The sequence below is a fragment of the Pseudonocardia sp. C8 genome (assembly GCF_014267175.1).
GTDB lineage: Bacteria > Actinomycetota > Actinomycetes > Mycobacteriales > Pseudonocardiaceae > Pseudonocardia.
The window spans coordinates 5,644,905-5,660,912 of the sequence record NZ_JACMTR010000002.1; the positions used below are offsets into that span (position 1 = coordinate 5,644,905).

The 16,008-nt window shown below is 74.8% G+C and carries 18 protein-coding genes; 8 read left to right on the top strand and 10 right to left on the bottom strand.

Annotated elements, in window-relative coordinates:
- Positions 1 to 22: 22 nt before the first annotated feature.
- The 3 genes from H7X46_RS31010 to H7X46_RS26810 form a co-directional block, all read right to left on the bottom strand.
- Entirely contained in the window at positions 23 to 1,036 is a 1,014-nt protein-coding gene (locus tag H7X46_RS31010) for a DedA family protein (RefSeq protein ID WP_370588992.1), read from the bottom strand.
- 81 nt (positions 1,037 to 1,117) lie between these two features.
- Positions 1,118 to 1,471: a hypothetical protein gene (locus H7X46_RS26805; protein WP_186361988.1), complete on the bottom strand. Its 354-nt coding sequence runs from the start codon at positions 1,469 to 1,471 to the stop codon at positions 1,118 to 1,120.
- Positions 1,468 to 2,133, bottom strand: coding sequence for an RNA polymerase sigma factor (locus H7X46_RS26810; RefSeq protein ID WP_370588993.1), 666 nt, complete (start codon positions 2,131 to 2,133; stop codon positions 1,468 to 1,470). Before H7X46_RS26810 ends, H7X46_RS26805 begins: the two co-directional genes overlap by 4 nt.
- Before the next feature lie 178 nt (positions 2,134 to 2,311).
- Here H7X46_RS26810 and fbaA point away from each other — a divergent pair, with 178 nt between their 5' ends.
- From fbaA to H7X46_RS26830, 4 genes are all read left to right on the top strand, one after another.
- Positions 2,312 to 3,343, top strand: coding sequence for a class II fructose-bisphosphate aldolase (gene fbaA, locus H7X46_RS26815; RefSeq protein WP_186361990.1), 1,032 nt, complete (start codon positions 2,312 to 2,314; stop codon positions 3,341 to 3,343).
- A 54-nt stretch (positions 3,344 to 3,397) separates the two neighbouring features.
- Positions 3,398 to 3,811 carry a DUF3151 domain-containing protein gene (locus tag H7X46_RS26820; RefSeq protein WP_186361991.1) on the top strand — a complete coding sequence of 138 codons (414 nt, stop codon included), beginning with the start codon at positions 3,398 to 3,400 and terminating at the stop codon, positions 3,809 to 3,811.
- 55 nt (positions 3,812 to 3,866) lie between these two features.
- A complete protein-coding gene (locus H7X46_RS26825) occupies positions 3,867 to 5,024 on the top strand; it encodes an aromatic acid exporter family protein (protein ID WP_370588994.1) in 1,158 nt (385 codons plus the stop codon).
- 139 nt (positions 5,025 to 5,163) lie between these two features.
- On the top strand, positions 5,164 to 5,841 hold the full coding sequence (locus H7X46_RS26830) for a lysophospholipid acyltransferase family protein (RefSeq protein WP_186361992.1): 678 nt from the start codon (positions 5,164 to 5,166) through the stop codon (positions 5,839 to 5,841).
- A 3-nt stretch (positions 5,842 to 5,844) separates the two neighbouring features.
- Here the strand turns inward: H7X46_RS26830 and H7X46_RS26835 are convergent, their stop codons facing one another.
- Both H7X46_RS26835 and H7X46_RS26840 read right to left on the bottom strand, forming a co-directional pair.
- Entirely contained in the window at positions 5,845 to 6,462 is a 618-nt protein-coding gene (locus tag H7X46_RS26835; RefSeq protein ID WP_186361993.1) for a GyrI-like domain-containing protein, read from the bottom strand.
- A 14-nt stretch (positions 6,463 to 6,476) separates the two neighbouring features.
- The gene (locus H7X46_RS26840) at positions 6,477 to 7,046 is read right to left on the bottom strand and encodes a hypothetical protein (RefSeq protein WP_186361994.1); all 570 of its coding nucleotides are present in this window, start codon (positions 7,044 to 7,046) and stop codon (positions 6,477 to 6,479) included.
- Between the two features lie 218 nt (positions 7,047 to 7,264).
- Between H7X46_RS26840 and H7X46_RS26845 the strand changes: the two genes are divergently transcribed.
- Positions 7,265 to 8,539 carry an adenylosuccinate synthase gene (locus tag H7X46_RS26845; protein ID WP_186361995.1) on the top strand — a complete coding sequence of 425 codons (1,275 nt, stop codon included), beginning with the start codon at positions 7,265 to 7,267 and terminating at the stop codon, positions 8,537 to 8,539.
- Positions 8,540 to 8,701: 162 nt separating this feature from the next.
- On the opposite strand, the gene H7X46_RS26850 is transcribed toward H7X46_RS26845, so the two are convergent.
- From H7X46_RS26850 to nth, 5 genes are read right to left on the bottom strand one after another with little or no spacing between them, the layout of a single operon-like run.
- Complete coding sequence (locus H7X46_RS26850; RefSeq protein WP_370588995.1) at positions 8,702 to 9,883, bottom strand: MFS transporter; 1,182 nt, start codon at positions 9,881 to 9,883, stop codon at positions 8,702 to 8,704.
- 60 nt (positions 9,884 to 9,943) lie between these two features.
- On the bottom strand, positions 9,944 to 11,143 hold the full coding sequence (locus tag H7X46_RS26855; protein WP_186362942.1) for a MarP family serine protease: 1,200 nt from the start codon (positions 11,141 to 11,143) through the stop codon (positions 9,944 to 9,946).
- A 2-nt stretch (positions 11,144 to 11,145) separates the two neighbouring features.
- Positions 11,146 to 11,901, bottom strand: a complete 756-nt coding sequence (locus H7X46_RS26860; RefSeq protein ID WP_370588996.1) for a CoA pyrophosphatase — start codon at positions 11,899 to 11,901, stop codon at positions 11,146 to 11,148.
- Entirely contained in the window at positions 11,898 to 12,551 is a 654-nt protein-coding gene (locus H7X46_RS26865) for a TlpA disulfide reductase family protein (RefSeq protein ID WP_186361996.1), read from the bottom strand. The genes H7X46_RS26860 and H7X46_RS26865 overlap by 4 nt, the downstream gene beginning before the upstream one ends.
- On the bottom strand, positions 12,548 to 13,348 hold the full coding sequence (gene nth, locus H7X46_RS26870) for an endonuclease III (RefSeq protein ID WP_370588997.1): 801 nt from the start codon (positions 13,346 to 13,348) through the stop codon (positions 12,548 to 12,550). The genes H7X46_RS26865 and nth overlap by 4 nt, the downstream gene beginning before the upstream one ends.
- Before the next feature lie 226 nt (positions 13,349 to 13,574).
- On the opposite strand from nth, the gene H7X46_RS26875 reads away from it, so the two are divergent.
- The 3 genes from H7X46_RS26875 to H7X46_RS26885 all read left to right on the top strand — a co-directional run bounded on the left by H7X46_RS26875 (position 13,575) and on the right by H7X46_RS26885 (position 15,996).
- Positions 13,575 to 13,823, top strand: a complete 249-nt coding sequence (locus H7X46_RS26875; protein ID WP_186361997.1) for a hypothetical protein — start codon at positions 13,575 to 13,577, stop codon at positions 13,821 to 13,823.
- A 171-nt stretch (positions 13,824 to 13,994) separates the two neighbouring features.
- Positions 13,995 to 14,669 carry a Crp/Fnr family transcriptional regulator gene (locus tag H7X46_RS26880; RefSeq protein WP_186361998.1) on the top strand — a complete coding sequence of 225 codons (675 nt, stop codon included), beginning with the start codon at positions 13,995 to 13,997 and terminating at the stop codon, positions 14,667 to 14,669.
- A gap of 64 nt (positions 14,670 to 14,733) precedes the next feature.
- On the top strand, positions 14,734 to 15,996 hold the full coding sequence (locus H7X46_RS26885) for an MFS transporter (RefSeq protein ID WP_186361999.1): 1,263 nt from the start codon (positions 14,734 to 14,736) through the stop codon (positions 15,994 to 15,996).
- Positions 15,997 to 16,008 lie beyond the last annotated feature (12 nt).

The following is a 16,008-nucleotide window of genomic DNA, read 5'->3' on the forward strand; positions in this document are numbered from 1 at the left end:
TGCGCGCGCGGTGGTGCCGGGGTCAGCGGTCCCGGCGCGGCGGCATCGCCGGGCGGCCGGTGTCGTGCCGGTACGGCGGCTCCCCGCCCTGCGGTCCCTGCGGCGCGCGGGGCGGCTGCGGCGGCCGGGGGTTCCCGGGCTGCGGACCGGCGTGCCCGGCACCCACCTGCGGACCGGGACCGGCGGCGCCGATCTGCGGGCCGGGGTTGCCGGGGGTGCCGGCACCGGTGTTGCCGACGCCCGGCTGCGCCCCCGGGGCGCCGACGGCCGGCATCCGGGTGGTGACGGCGGCCGGGTCGTCGTCGGCGCCGGCGTCCCCGGTGACGGTCGCGGCGGCGGCGCCCGCGGCGGTCGCGCCGACCGCCTCCACGCCGCTCGCCGGGGCGCGGCGGGCCAGCGCCTTCGCCCGGACCACCTCGAACACGATCGGCAGCACCGAGAGCAGCACGATCGCGACCAGGATCAGGTCGATGTTCTCCCGGACGAACGTGAACTGGCCCAGGAAGTAGCCGAGCACGGTGACCCCGGCCGCCCACACGATCCCGCCGACCAGCGAGTAGGTGAAGTAGCGCTTCGGGTCCATCCGCGCGACGCCGGCGCTGACCGTGATGAAGGTCCGCACGATCGGGACGAACCGGCCGAGCACGATGGCCCGGTTGCCGTACTTCTCGAAGAACTCGTGGGTCTTCTCCACGTGCTTCGGGTTGAACAGCTTCGACTTCGGCTTGTCGAACACCGCAGGCCCGGCCCGGTACCCGATGGCGTAGCCGACCACGTTCCCGACGAACGCGGCCACGACCAGCACCACGCACACCAGCCACAGCGGGACGCCGATCGCGCCCTGCGCGACGAACAGGCCGGCGGTGAACAGCAGCGAGTCACCGGGCAGGAAGAAGCCGAGCAGCAGCCCGCACTCGGCGAAGATGATCGCGGCCACCCCGACCAGGGCCCACGGGCCGAGGGACTCGATGATCACGGCCGGGTCCAGCCAGTCGGGACCGAGGGCGAGCGTCTGGGTCGCGGCGAGAACCGTCACGCGGTCCAACGGTACCGGTCGGGTGAGCGCGACCGGTCGGCGCCGTCGCCGCCGGCGGGACGCACCCCGCCCCGCACCGGATCAGCCGAGTGCCGGCAGCGCCCCGGGCAGCAGCACCGACACCAGCGCGATCCCGCCTCCGAGCAGCGCACCGACCAGCAGGACGATCAGTGCGGACCACAGGATCTGCCCGGTCGGCGATCCCGCGGGCCCCGGCGCGGGAGCGGCGGTCGCCGCGGGGCGGTGCTGCGGCGGCCGCGGGCGCGGCTCCGGTGGCGGCCCGGCCCGGCCGGGGCCCCGCGGCGGGGCGGGCGCCGGCCCGGGTGGGCGCTGCGGCGGCATCGGACGCCCGCGGGCCTGCGCGTGCAGCGCCTCGCCGATCCGACGGGCGGCGTCGTCGCGGTAGGGGACGTCGGGGTGGTGCGGCCGGGTCATCGTGGCTCCCCCGAGCGGCGGGCGGCGGAGGCGCCGGCCCGCTCCTCCATGATCCGGGCGACCGCGTCGAGCGCCCGGCTGGCGGTGGACTTCACCGTGCCCCGGCTCATCCCGGCCGCCTCGGCGATCTCCGACTCGGTCAGCCCGCCGTAGTAGCGCAGCACGAGCACCTCGCGCTGCCGTGGCGGGAGCTGGGACAGCGCGTCGACCACGGCCTGGTGCTCGGCGGACAGCATCGCCAGCGACTCCGCCGAGCGGGCGTTGGCCGCGTGCGGCGGGACGTACTCCCGGGCGGTCCGGCGGCGGCGCAGCACCGAGCGGGAGCCGTTCACCACGGCGGCCCGCAGGTAGGCGACCGCGGCGGACTCGTCCCGCAGCCCGGACCAGTGCCGGTGCAGGCCGGCGAACGCCTCCTGCACGACGTCCTCCGCGGTCGCCGGGATGTCCACGAGCAGCATCGCGAGCCGCATCAGGCGCAGCCGGTGGTCGCGGTAGAGGTCGGCGAGGGTCAGCGGGCGCTCGCCGGGCGGGCCCGCCGCGGCCGGCTCCGCCGGGAACGGGCTCGGCTGCGGGCCGGTGCCCTCGGGCGCCGGTCGGCTGTCGATGGCGCGCAACCGGCCCAGCGTCCGGTCGACGGCGTTCTCGGCCCGCTCCTCCTCCACGCACACCAGCCTAGCGACCATCCCCGACACCGTTCACGGCGTTACCGGTCGCGCCGGACGTCACGGGTGATCAGACGCATCCACCCGGATGACTGCCGCCTCACGCCGGGTACGTGATACTCAGCGACGAGAGAGCGCTGCGGCCCGCAGCGACTGCCGACGACGAGGAGGGCCGGCCGTGCCGATCGCCACGCCCGAGATCTACAACGAGATGCTGGACCGCGCCAAGAGCGGCGAGTTCGCCTACCCGGCGATCAACGTGACCAGCACCGAGACCCTGAACGCCGCGCTGCGCGGGTTCGCCGAGGCGGGCTCGGACGGCATCGTCCAGGTCTCCACCGGCGGTGCCGAGTTCCTCTCCGGGACCCGGGTCAAGGACATGGTCACCGGCTCGGTGGGCCTGGCCGAGTTCGCGCACGTCGTCGCGGACAAGTACCCGGTCAACATCGCGCTGCACACCGACCACTGCCCGAAGGACAAGCTGGACGGCTTCGTCCGGCCCCTGCTGAAGATCAGCCAGGAGCGCGTCGCCAAGGGCGAGAACCCGCTGTTCCAGTCGCACATGTGGGACGGCTCCGCGGTCGAGCTCGAGGAGAACCTCCAGCTCGCCGCCGAGCTGCTCGACGAGGCCGCCAAGGCGAAGATCATCCTCGAGGTGGAGATCGGCGTCGTCGGCGGCGAGGAGGACGGCGTCGCGCACGACATCAACGAGAAGCTCTACACCGCCCCGGGCGACTACGAGCGGACCGTCGAGGCCCTCGGCGCCGGTGAGAAGGGCCGCTACCTGCTGGCCGCGACGTTCGGGAACGTGCACGGCGTCTACAAGCCGGGCAACGTCAAGCTGCGCCCGGAGATCCTCAAGCAGGGCCAGGACGTGGCCGTCGCCAAGCTGGGCCTCGAGTCCGGCAGCAAGCCGTTCGACCTGGTCTTCCACGGCGGCTCCGGCTCGCTGCTCGAGGAGATCCACGAGGCGGTGTCCTACGGCGTCGTGAAGATGAACGTCGACACCGACACCCAGTACGCGTTCACCCGCCCGATCGCGGCGCACATGTTCGAGAACTACGACGGCGTGCTGAAGATCGACGGCGAGGTCGGCAACAAGAAGGTCTACGACCCGCGCTCGTACCTGAAGAAGGCCGAGGTCGCGATGAGCGAGCGGGTCGTCGAGGCCTGCGAGGCCCTGAAGTCGGCCGGTACCGCGCTGAAGTGACCCGGGCGCCCACCGGCCGGCGACGGCCGGTGGGCGGTCGAGGAGGATGAGCACATGAGTCTGCACGGCAACCTGCTCGAACCGGACGCCACGCACCTGCCCGCCGATCCGGCGGCGGCCGAGCTGGCCGGCGGGACGGACCCGGCGACGGTGGCCGCGGCCAGCCCGTCGTCGTCGATCGTGTGGGCGGCGCTGGCCGAGCGCGCGCTGGCGGGCGGCGAGACGGTCGCCGCGTACGCCTACGCCCGGACCGGCTACCACCGCGGCCTCGACCAGCTCCGCCGCAACGGCTGGAAGGGCTTCGGGCCGGTGCCGTGGTCGCACGAGCCGAACCAGGGCTTCCTGCGGGCCTGCGGCGCCCTGCTGCGCGCCGCGGAGGGGATCGGCGAGACCGCCGAGGTGGAGCGGCTGCGCACGCTGATCTCCGACTCGGACCCGGAGGCGCTCGCCGCCCTCGGCATCGCCTGACCCCGGTGCCGGCGCCGGATCCGTGCCGCGAGCGGGCCGCCCCGGGGCGACGGGCGTGACACCGGGCAGCGGGTCGTGGCGCCGCGCCGGTGCGCGGCTGCGCGCCCGGGGCCGGGTCGGCGGCCGCCGGCTGCGGGCGTCCTGGCTGCCGATCCTGCAGTGTTCGGTCGCGGCCGGGCTCGCCCTGTACGTGGCCGGTGACCTGGTCGGGCACCCGCGGCCGTTCTTCGCCCCGATCGCCGCGGTGATCAGCCTGGGGCTCTCGCTGAACTCCCGGTTGCGCCGGGCCGCGGAGCTCGTCGTCGGGGTCAGCCTCGGCGTGCTCGTCGGGGACCTGCTCATCGCCGAGATCGGCAGCGGCGTCTGGCAGCTGATGCTCGTCGTCGCGCTCGCGATCGCCCTCGCCACGTTCTTCGACGGCGGCAACCTGATCGTCGGCCAGGCCGGGGCGTCCGCGGTGCTGGTGGCGACCCTCCTGCCGCCCGGCGAGTCCGGTGGCATCGACCGCTGCGTGGACGCCCTGATCGGCGGCGCGGCCGGGATCCTGGTCGCCGCCGTGCTGCCGGTGCACCCGGTCCGGATCGTCCGCCGGGAGGCGCGGCGGGTGCTCGACGACCTGGTCACCGTGCTCACGGAGGTCGCGGGAGCGCTCCGCGAGCACGACCCGGCGGGCGCGTCCCGGGCGTTGCGCCGGGCCCGGGACACCCAGCCCGCGATCGACCAGCTGCGCACCGCCGTCCGGTCCGCGGGCGAGGTCGCCGTGGTGTCGCCGCTGCACCGTCCGCGCCGCCGGGTGCTGCGCCGGTACCGCGAGCTGGCCGAACGGGCCGACTACGCCCACCGCAACGCGCGGGTGCTCGCCCGCCGGGCACTCACCGCCATGGAGGACGGCGAGCGGGTCCCGCCCGAGCTCGCCGACGCGATCACCGACCTCGCGACGGCGGTCGGCGCGTTGATCCGCGAGCTGGCCCAGGACGGCGACCGCGAGCACGCCCGGCCGGCGATCCTGGAGGCCGTGCACGGCGCCGCGGTGCTCGCCGACCGGCCGATCCCGCCGCCGACCTGGGAGGACCCGGTGCCGCCGCGGTCGCTGCCGGTGCTGGTCGCCCAGGTCCGCTCGATCGCGGTCGACCTGTTGCAGGCGACCGGGATGGCGCGTTCGGAGGCGTTGCACGCGCTGCGCGAGGAGCTGGCAGATCCCGGCATCGGCTGAACGGGCGAGACGGGGTTCCGGCACGGCCCGGTCCCGGAGCAGAATCGGGTCCTGATCGGCGCCGGGACGGAGCCGTCCCCGGCACGGTGTGGTGTCGCCGTCCGCCTCGCAACGCTCCGCTCAGATCGGGGAACCGTACGTGCAGCTGCTCATCCGGTATGTCCTTGCCCCACTCGTCCGACTGATCTGGCGCCCGCGCGTGCACGGGGCCGGCCGCATCCCGGCCGCCGGCCCGGTGATCATCGCCGCGAACCACCGGGCCGCCGTCGACACCGCGTTCATCCCGCTCGTCGCGCCCCGGAAGGTCGCGTTCCTGGGCAAGTCGGAGTACTTCACCGGCCGTGGCCTGCGCGGACGCCTGATGGCCGCGTTCCTCGGCGCCCTCGGCTACATCCCGGTCGACCGCGGCAACGCCCGCGCCGGGCTGGCCGCGCTCGACGCCGGCCGCAGGGTTCTCGAGGCGGGAGGCGCGTTCGGGATCTACCCCGAGGGCACCCGCTCGCTGGACGGGCGGCTGCACCGCGGGCACACCGGGGTGGCCAGCCTGGCGCTGTCGACCGGGGCCGTCGTCGTACCGGTGGGGTTGCGCGGCACCGACCGGGTGCAGCCGGTCGGGCGGCTGCTCCCGCGCCTGGCCCGGGTGGAGATCCGGTTCGGCGCGCCGCTGGAGTTCAGCCGCTACGAGGGGCTGGAGGGCTCGCCCGCGATCCGCCGGGCGGTCACCGACGAGATCATGGACGCCATCGCCGACCTGTCCGGGCAGGTCTACGTGGACTCCTACCACCGCCGCCCGGACGAGCTGCGGGACGCAGCCTGACCGCTACCCGTCGGACGTGACCGGCTGCCGGAGGATCGTGCGCTGCCTCCCGGGGGCGACCCTGCGGACGTCGCTGAGGTAGATCTCGTGGTGCCGGCCGGCCATGCGCAGCCCGTTGCCCGGGATGAACTCGTGATGCAGGCGTGCGAGCACGGCCGCCTCGTCGTCGAAGGAACCGACGTGCAGCGTCTGCACGCACCGCCCTTCGGCCAGGCCCTCGAGACGGAGGTCCTCGATGCGGGACGGCCGGTGCGCGGCCGCGGCCCGTTCGGTGGCGGTGGCGACCATGGCGGGGCCGATCCAGTCCGGGACCATGATCATGAGCGTCCAGTCCCACCGTGACTTGTCGCGCGCCGCGGTGAAGACGTCCATGTCGTCGGCCCACCACAGCCCTTCCAGGGGCGGGACGACGTAGTCGCGGCCGAGTTCCCGCTTGCTCGCGAACTTCAGCGTGTACGCGACCGGGTAGAGCGCGCGGAGCGCAGCGGCGAAGGCGGGCGAGGTGTTCGGATCACCGTGGCCGTCGATCATGAGGTACTGCATCGCGGGCACGTCAACGATCCGGAACCGGCCCCGGGGTGCCCGGTAGGCGTCGTGCTTCTTGACGTCGGTCCTGTCCATCGTCTCCCCCGGCGTCAGTGCGGAAGCACCGGATGCCACGGCTCGGTGTGCCGGTACCACGCCCAGCGGGTGATCTCCCGGGGGAACGGCTCGCCGTCGCGGACGGGGGTCGCGCCGGTCGTCCCGATCTGGACGGCCCGCCCGCGCGCGGCCCGCACCCCGCGCCCGCCGCGGACCCGCAGGCCGTCCGGGCCGGCGTCGACCACCAGCCGCGGGACCCGCCCGCGGAACACCCGGGTGGCATCGCAGTAGGCCTCGCCGTGCAGGTCGGGGACCACCCCCCGGCCCGCGAGGACGCCGCCGTTGTCGTCGCGCAGCAGCGGCTGCGGCCGGGCCGTCCCGGTGCGGGCCAGGTCGGCGGCGGCGGTGAACGACCGGGGCAGTCCCCAGTTCGCGGCGGCCGCCGACCGCCGGGACACCGGGAGGTAGCCGACCTCGGTGGCCAGCGCGTCCCTCCGCAGCAGCCGGACCAGCACGGCGGCCAGGTCGGCGTCCTCACCGTGCACGATCAGGCGCCGCGTCCCGCCGAGCAGCGGGTCGACCGCGTCCTTGCCCGGCCGCGGGCCGACGGTGACCGACCGCACCGCCGGGTCGTCCAGGAGAGACGACGGTGGCCGTTCACGGCGTGCGCCCGGGCGGATACCGTGGAACGGAAGACGGTGTCGCTCCGGCAGCACGCAGCTGAGCAGCACTGCTTCGGGATCGGTCGAACCCACTGATCGAGTACCCTTCCCGCCGCGGAATCCGGAAACCACGCCCGGGTCCGCGGCCGTGACGAGCGTGTTGAACTGGAGTCTCTTACATGCCCGCAATCGTGTTGATCGGCGCCCAGTGGGGCGACGAGGGCAAGGGCAAGGCCACGGACCTGCTGGGCGGCGAGTACGGCTGGGTCGTCCGCTACCAGGGCGGCAACAACGCCGGGCACACCGTCGTCACGCCCGACGGCCGGGACTTCGCGCTCAAGCTCATCCCGTCCGGGATCCTCTCGCCGGGGGTGAAGAACGTCATCGGCAACGGCGTCGTGGTCAACCCCGAGGCGCTGATCGAGGAGAAGGCCGGGCTGGAGAAGCGTGGCGTCGACACCTCGGGCCTGCTGATCTCCGCCGACGCGCACCTCATCATGCCGTACCACGTGGCGATCGACCGGGTCACCGAGCGCTACCTCGGCAAGGCCAAGATCGGGACGACCGGGCGCGGCATCGGCCCGGCCTACCAGGACAAGGTGGCCCGGGTCGGCGTGCGGGCCGCGGACCTGCTCGACGAGAAGATCCTGCACCAGAAGGTGGAGGCGGCCCTCGAGCTGAAGAACCAGATCCTGGTCAAGGTCTACAACCGGCGGGCGCTGGACTTCCACGAGGTCGTCGACACGGTCCTGGAGCAGTCGCGCGAGTTCGCCGACAAGATCGTCGACACGCGGCTGCTGCTGAACCAGGCCCTGGAGCGCGGCGAGACGCTGCTGCTGGAGGGCTCGCAGGGCACCCTGCTCGACGTCGACCACGGCACGTACCCCTTCGTGACCTCGTCGAACCCGACCTCGGGCGGCGCATCGGTGGGGTCCGGCATCGGGCCGAACAGGATCACTCGCGTGATCGGCATCCTGAAGGCCTACACCACCCGCGTGGGCTCGGGACCGTTCCCGACCGAGCTGCACGACGAGATGGGCGAGCGGCTCCGCAAGACCGGCGGCGAGGTCGGGGTGAACACCGGCCGGGCCCGGCGCTGCGGCTGGTTCGACGCCGTCATCGGCCGGTACGCGGCCCGGGTCAACGGGATCACCGACTTCTTCCTGACCAAGCTCGACGTGCTGTCCGGCCTGGAGACCGTGCCGATCTGCGTCGGGTACGAGGTCGACGGGCACCGGGTCGACGAGATGCCGATGACCCAGACCGGGTTCCACCACGCCGTCCCGGTGTACGAGGAGATGCCCGGCTGGTTCGAGGACCTCTCCGGGGCCCGGGCCTGGTCCGACCTGCCGGACGCGGCGCGGGCCTACGTCGAGCGGATCGAGGAGCTCACCGGGGCGCCGGTGTCGGCGATCGGCGTCGGCCCCGGGCGGGACCAGACGATCACGCGCTGACGGCGCGGCGCCGCACACCCGTTCCGGGCGGACGCTCACGAAACCCGGGAGTGCTCGCTCGATCGGGTGAGCATCGCCGGGTCCGGTGAGCGTGTGGCGGTGGGTCGAGGTGCGCGTTGTCGCCGTGCCCGGGCCGGGGCGGGGCGCGGCCGGTGGAGCGGCTCAGGGTCGGGCCGGTTCGTCCCGCACCGGCGTCACCGCCACCGCGACCAGCGGGGCGAGCGCGGCCAGGGCGAACCCGGCGCCGTACCCGGTCACCCCGACCAGCGCACCGAGCACGACCGGGACGGCCGAGGCGAACGCGTTCTGCCCGGTGTTCTGGATCCCGAGCGCCCGCCCGGACCACGCCCGGCCGGCGAGCTCGGCGGTGCTGGTGAAGGCCAGCCCGTTGTCGGCGACGGTGACGACCGCGCCGACCGCCAGCATCGTCACCGCCAGCCACCCCGCGACGGCGTCGCCGAGCGCGAACAGCAGCAGGACGACCGCGGCCGCCACCGCGATCTGGCGCATCGGGCGCAGCCGGGACCCGACCCGGTCCGACCACCAGCCGGACCCGATCCGGCCGAACGCCCCGGCCACCTGGCCCGCCGCGACGAACGCGCCGGCCGCCGTGACCCCCCACCCCTGCTCGCGCACCAGGTACTCGGTGCCGAACGCGGCGATCGCGAACTGCGGCACGACCAGCAGCGCGGACGCGGCGTGCACCCGCCACAGCGTCGGCGTCCGGTACGGCGACGGCGCCGCGCCCGCCGGACGCGCGGTGCGCGGCGGATCCGGGGCCAGGACCAGCACGAGCAGTACGGAGGCCAGGCACAGCCCGGCGGGCAGCAGCAGCGCGGACCACGGCCCCACCGCCGCGCCCAGCGACGGCAGGGTCAACCCGGCCAGCGCGACGCCGAGCGGCTGCGCGGTCTGCCGGATCCCCATCGCGGTGCCGCGCTCGTGGGCCCCGAACCAGCCCATCACCATCCGGCCGTTGGCCGCGAACACCGAGGCCGCCCCGGCCCCGCCGAGCACGAGCAGGACCGGTGTGGCCGGACCGGGCAGCAGGGCCGCCGCGCCGACCGCCGCCGCGCACACCGCCAGCCCGGCGGCGATGACCCGCCGCTCCCCGGTGCGGTCGGCCACCGCGCCCCAGGCGATCAGCGTGAGCAGCAGCCCTGCGGTCGGGGCGCCGACGTAGGCACCGGCCCCCGCCAGCGACAGGCCGCCCGTGTCACGCAGCAGCGGGACCAGGAACGGCATCCCGTAGACGAACGAGCAGGCGGCCGTCTGGGCGAGCACGCCGACGCCGAGCACCACCCAGCGACGGCGGCTCCGCGTGACGTCAGGCGTGGTGGACACCGGCCCACGCTAGGCCGCCGTCTCAGTCCATGACCACCTGGTTCCGGATCGTGGGAACCCTCAGGCGGCGCACTCCCCGGTGTCGACCGGATCCGACGCGGTCCCGGCGGCGACGTTGAGCGCCTCCGAGACCTGCTCGGCGGTCAGCACGAAGCCGGTCTCGGAGTCGTCGAGCGCGGCACCGAACACCACGCCGACCACCCGGCCGTCCGGGGTGATCATCGGTCCGCCGGAGTTGCCGGAGCGGACCACGGCCCGGACGGTGTAGACGTCGCGGACCACGCTGCCCTGCTCGTAGATGTCCGGCCCGCGCAGCCGGATCCGCTCGCGGATCTTGCCCGGCGTCACCGTGTACGGCCCGTCCAGCGGGTACCCGACGATGATCACGTCGTCGCCGACCCGGGCCGGGTCGGGGGTGAACTGCAGCGGCTCCTCCTCCAGCGCCGGCACGTCGAGCACGGCCACGTCGACCTGCGGGTCGTAGTGGATGACCTCGGCGTCGAGCTGGCGGGTGCGCCCGCTCGCGGTGGTAACCTCGACCGTCGTGCTCGACGTCCCCGCGACGACGTGCGCGTTGGTCATCACCCGCTGCGGTGCGACGACGAACCCGGTGCCCTCCAGGGCCCGGCGGCAGGAGGTCGCCCGGCCCCGGACCTTCAGCACGCGGTCACGGACCTCGGTCACGACCGGGGACCGGGCGAGGGCCGAGTCCGGGGGCCCGACCGCGGCGACCGGAGTGCGGGAGAACGGGCTCACGACGTCCGGGAAGCCGGAGTCGTCGAGGATCTGCCGGAGCTCGGCGGGCAGCTGGCGCGCCGCGTCGGGCATCACGCCGTCGACCGCGGCGAGCACCCGGGAGTCGCGCAGCCCGGACGTCAGCGTGGCGAAGCTGGTCGACGCCAGCGGCAGCGCGATCAGCCACGCGGCCACCACCACCGCGACGGCCTGCACCCCGGCGCCGAGCGTCGAGTCCACCCGCAGCGTGCCCTCGCGCCGGATCCGGTCCCGGATGAACCGTCCGAGATAGACACCGGTGGCCTCGCCGAGCGCCACCAGCAGCACGACCGCGCCGATCCCGAGCAGCACCTTGGCCTGCTGGGACTCCACCTGGGCGGCCAGCAGCGGCGCGAGCCGCAGGCCCAGCACGGCCCCGGTCAGGACCCCGAGGAACGACAGCAGCGCCACCGCCACCCCGTGCCGCCAGCCGGACGCCGCCGCCAGCAGCGCCAGGATGACGACCAGCACGTCGACCCAGCTGATGCTCACCGGCCCACCTCGTCAGACACGTCGACGGGGTCGGTCACGCGTTCTCCTCGCAGCTCGTCACGGTCGCGGTGGTGCGCCCGGGCGGCGGCCCAGGCCTCGTCGAGGTCCTCGATCCGGGTGGCGTCCCAGGGGCGTTCCCAGCCGGACCGGTGGAGCAGGGCGGACAATAGGCCAGCGGTGAATCCCCAGATCAACAACCCCGAGGCGCGGAACGCGGGGCCGGTGTACCCGCGCGGGCCACGGACGCTGATCCGGTTCGCCGGGTCGGCCAGGTCCGTGACCGGCACCCGGATCACCCGCGCCACCTCGGCCGGATCGATCGCGCGGACCGGGGCCGGGTCGGCCCAGTGGGCGAGCACCGGTGTCACCAGGTAGCCGGTCGGCGGGATGAACAGGTCGGGGAGCACGACCAGCGGGACGACGCCGCCGGGGTCGAGCCCGGTTTCCTCCTCCGCCTCGCGCAGTGCGGCGTGCACCGGACCGGTGTCGGTCGGGTCGACCCGGCCGCCGGGGAACGCGACCTGGCCCGCGTGCGAGCGCAGCGTCGACGCGCGCTCGGTGAGCAGCACGTCCGGCCCGTGCGCGCTGTCGGCGAACAGCATGAGGACGGCGGCCCGGTGCGCCCCCGGTGCCTGCCCGGCGGGGTCCATCCGGGCCCCGAACCAGGCCGGGTCGAGCCCGAGCGCGCCCTCGACCAGCGGTTTCAGCGAGTCCGGTGCGGCGCGGGGGTCCGGCTCGGGCACGGCGGTCACCGGAGCTTCTCCACGGCCGCCGCGACGTCGTCGGCGGACCGGAACGGGATCGGCGGGGCGACGGCGGCCGGCGTGCCGTCGGCCCGGACGACGTAGCTGTACGGCAGCACCGGCGGCGTGCCCAGCGCCCCGCGCAGCTCGCCGCGCGGGTCGGCGAGTGCGGGCAGAGTGACGCCGAGTTCGGCGGCCAAGCGGAGCGCGGCGACCGGGTCGTCCTGCACGTCCACGGTCACGACGGGCACCGAGCCGGGCCGCCGGGCGTACTCGGCCAGCGCCGGCAGCTCCTCGCGGCACGGCACGCACCAGGACGCCCAGAAGTTGACCAGGGCGGGGCGGCCGGCGAGCGCCGCGCCGACGTCGACGGTCCCGTCCGCGCCCAGGCACGGCACGGTGATCCCGGCCAGCGGGCCGGCCGGCAGCGCACCGCTCGGGGCCGGGCAGGGCTGCAGTCCCGCTGCGCCCCGGGCCGCCGCGAGCGCGGCCGGGTCGGCGCTGGCCGGATCGGACTCCGGCCGGGCCGCGGCCGGCGGTGCGGCGCCGCCCGGCGGCTCGGGGGACGACGGCCACAGGGCCCACACCGCGAGCCCGACCAGCACCACCACGGCGACCGTCGAGACGATCTCCGAACGGGTGGCGCCGGTCCGGCTCACCGGCCGTCCCCGCTGATGCCGGCCAGCTCCAGCAGGTGGTCCCGCTCCGGACCCTTGACCAGCGCGGCGGCCTCACCCGGATCGGTCGGCCCCAGCCCGTACGACGGGCAGTCGACGGCCAGCGAGCAGGCCCCGCACGCCGGCTTGCGCGAGTGGCACACCCGGCGGCCGTGGAAGATCACGTAGTGCGAGACGATCGTCCAGTCCCGGCGGGGGACGAGCTCGCCGACCGCGTGCTCGACCTTCACCGGGTCCTCGTCGGTCGTCCAGCCCCAGCGCCGGACCAGGCGTCCGAAGTGGGTGTCGACGGTGATCCCCGGGATGCCGAACGCGTTGCCGAGGATGACGTTGGCGGTCTTGCGGCCGATGCCCGGCAGCCTGACCAGGTCGGCCAGCGACGCGGGCAGCTCCCCGCCGTGCCGCTCGACGACCGCGGCGCCCAGCCCGATCAGCGAGGTCGCCTTGTTGCGGTAGAAGCCGGTGGGGCGGATCAGCTCCTCGAGCTCGGTCCGGTCGGCCGCGGCGTAGTCGGCCGCCGTGGGGTAGCGGGCGAACAGGGCCGGTGTGACCTGGTTGACCCGCTCGTCGGTGCACTGCGCCGACAGGATCGTGGCCACCGCCAGGTCGATCGGCGTGGTGAAGTCGAGCTCGCAGTGCGCGTGGGGGTAGGCCGCGGCGAGGGCGCGGAGGATCCGGTTCACCCTGCGCGCTCGCCCGATCGGGTTCTCCCCGGCTGCGACACGCGCGGCGAGACCGGCCGCGGCGCGTCGCGTGGGCCGCCGGACGGAGGTGCTCACATCACCGAGCGTACGGGGAACCCCTGACGGTTCCGCACGGTGTCGCACGGCGGCCGCACGACCCCGTTGCCGCCGCTCGCCGAGCGTGCACGACGCCGAACGGTCCATCCCCGCCGGTCGGTGTCCGGCGGGCGGTTCACGAGGTCACGAACGCGTCACGAACCCGGCGGGTCGGCCACCCCCGGCGCGGCGTGCCTCGAACCCGTGAGGGAGGATCAGGGGTGCCATGACTGCCTGGTTGAGCGTTCTCGTCCCGCTGCTCGTGATGTTCTTCGCGCTCGGTATGGAGCGTGTCGAGTCCCGCCTGCGGGAGTCCACCGTGCGGCAGGACGAGCTGGACGAGATGCTGGAGCAGCCTCGCCCGGACGAGGTGCGCGCCCTGTTCCGGTCCGGCACCAGCCGGGCGCTGGAGCTCTTCCGGCTGCGCAACCGCCGTCGGCGGAGCGCTCGGCGCAGCCAGGTTCCGTCGGCGTGACCGGGATCTGACAAGATCGTAACGGGGGCTGTGGCGCGCCCCTCGGCCGAAACAGGCCCGATCGGACGAGTCCCCGATCGGCCCGTGGTGCGCACGTGTGTGGCGAAGGCCTCTACACTGACGCGCCGACGACCCGCCGTGACGCTCGCGGCCGGTGAACGAGGAGTTGCAGTGGACGAGGTTCTGATCCGGGCCGGGATCTTCCAGGGCGTGGAGCCCCAGGCAGCCGAGGCGCTGGCCGAGGCGCTGGAAGCCGCCGATTTCTCCCGTGGGCAGGTCATCTTCTCCGAGGGCGAACCGGGTGACCGCCTCTACATCGTCGCCGGTGGCAAGGTGAAGCTCGGCCGCAAGTCGCCGGACGGGCGGGAGAACCTGCTGATGGTGGCCGGTCCGTCCGACATGTTCGGTGAGCTGTCCATCTTCGACCCGGGCCCGCGCACGTCGTCGGCCACCGCGGTCACCGAGGTGCGGTGCTACACGATGGACCGTGCCGCGCTGCGGGAGTGGATCGGCAAGCGCCCGGAGATCGCCGAGCAGCTGCTGCGGGTGCTGGCGCGTCGCCTGCGCCGCACCAACAACATGCTGGCGGACCTGATCTTCACCGACGTCCCGGGGCGCGTCGCGAAGTCGCTGCTGCAGCTCGCCCGCCAGTTCGGCTCCCAGGAGTCCGGCCTGCTGCGGGTGACCCACGACCTCACCCAGGAGGAGATCGCCCAGCTGGTCGGTGCCTCCCGGGAGACCGTCAACAAGGCGCTCGCCGACTTCGCGCACCGCGGCTGGCTGCGGCTCGAGGGCAAGAGCGTGCTGATCCTGGAGCCGGAGCGCCTGGCCCGCCGGGCCCGCTGAGCCCGGTCCCGCCCCGGGGAAACCGGCTGGTACGCCCGTACCAGTTCGTGTGATCCTGGGTGGCGTGGCCGCTTCCCTCACCGACTACCGGGCCGTCCTCGGTGCGCCGGGGGCCGTCGCGCCGGTCTGCGCGTCCGCGATCGGGCGGTTCCCGCTCGCGATGCACAGCCTCGCCACGTTGCTGTACGTGCGCGAGACAGGTGGTTCCTACACGGTCGCCGGCGCCGTGTCGGCGGCCCTGCTCGTCGGGACGGCGGTCGGCACGGTCGTCCAGGGCCGGCTGCTCGACCGGCTCGGTCCGACCCGCCCGATGCTGGTGCTGGTCGCGGTCTATCTGGCTGCGGTCACCGGCCTGGTCGCCTGCATCGAGGGCCGCGCCGCACTCGGCGCCACCCTCGCCGTGGGTCTGCTGGCCGGGCTCGCCACCCCCGCGCTCGAAGGTTCGTCGCGGGCGCTCTGGTCGGACCTGACGCCGCCGGGGCCGCGCCGCGAGGCCGCCTACACCTACGAGGCGATCAGCCTCGAGACGTTCTTCGTCCTCGGCCCCGCACTGGCCGCGCTCCTGGTCGTGGCGACGCCGTGGCCGGGGACCGCACTCGTCGTCGCGGCGTCCGCCGAGCTGGTCGGGACCACCTGGTTCGCGCTGACCGCGGCGGTCCGGCGGCGCTCGTCCCGGATCCGCGCGGCGCGGGCGGCCGGATCGCTGGCCCGCGAGGCCGGCCTGCTGGGCGTGTTCCGGCGGCCGGGCCTGCGGACGGTCGCGGTGGCGTCGCTCGGGTTCGGCCTGGTCATCGGCAGCGCGGAGGTCGGCGTGCTCGCGGCCGCCCGGTTCGCCGGAGCGCCCGCGGCCGGCGGGATCCTGCTGTCCGCGTGGTCCGTGGTGTCGGTGCTGGCCGGGGTGCTCTACGGGATGCGGCCCTGGCCGCGGCCGCTGCACCTGCGGCTGCCGGTGCTGCTCGGCGGCTTCGCCCTGCTGGTGACGGTGATGGGCCTGCTCTCCCCGCTCGGCTCCCTGGTGGCCCTCGGCGGAATCATGATGGTGGCCGGGGCGCTGATCACCCCGCAGGTCACCGCGCACTCGCTGGGTGTGGAGCGGACGGCGCCCGCGGACTCGGCCACCGAGGCGTTCAACTGGATGGTCATGGCCGCGGTGCTGGGGGTCTCGGCCGGGCAGGCCGCCTCCGGGGCGATGATCGACGTGGCCGGGCCGGCCGGGTACGCGGCCGGTGGGGTGCTGGGGCTGCTGGCCGCCGGGCTGCTGTGGCTGCGCCGCGGCACGGTCGCCGCCGCGGACGCGTCACGCGAGCCCGCCGGCAGCCTCGCCTAGGAGGCGCACCCT

What these genes read in the sequence shown, in the direction of transcription:
- H7X46_RS26805 (WP_186361988.1), bottom strand. Translation starts at nt 1,471, where the DNA reads ATGACCCGGCCGCACCACCCCGACGTCCCCTACCGCGACGACGCCGCC.
- H7X46_RS26820 (WP_186361991.1), top strand. Translation starts at nt 3,398, where the DNA reads ATGAGTCTGCACGGCAACCTGCTCGAACCGGACGCCACGCACCTGCCC.
- H7X46_RS26835 (WP_186361993.1), bottom strand. Translation starts at nt 6,462, where the DNA reads ATGGACAGGACCGACGTCAAGAAGCACGACGCCTACCGGGCACCCCGG.
- H7X46_RS26845 (WP_186361995.1), top strand. Translation starts at nt 7,265, where the DNA reads ATGCCCGCAATCGTGTTGATCGGCGCCCAGTGGGGCGACGAGGGCAAG.
- H7X46_RS26875 (WP_186361997.1), top strand. Translation starts at nt 13,575, where the DNA reads ATGACTGCCTGGTTGAGCGTTCTCGTCCCGCTGCTCGTGATGTTCTTC.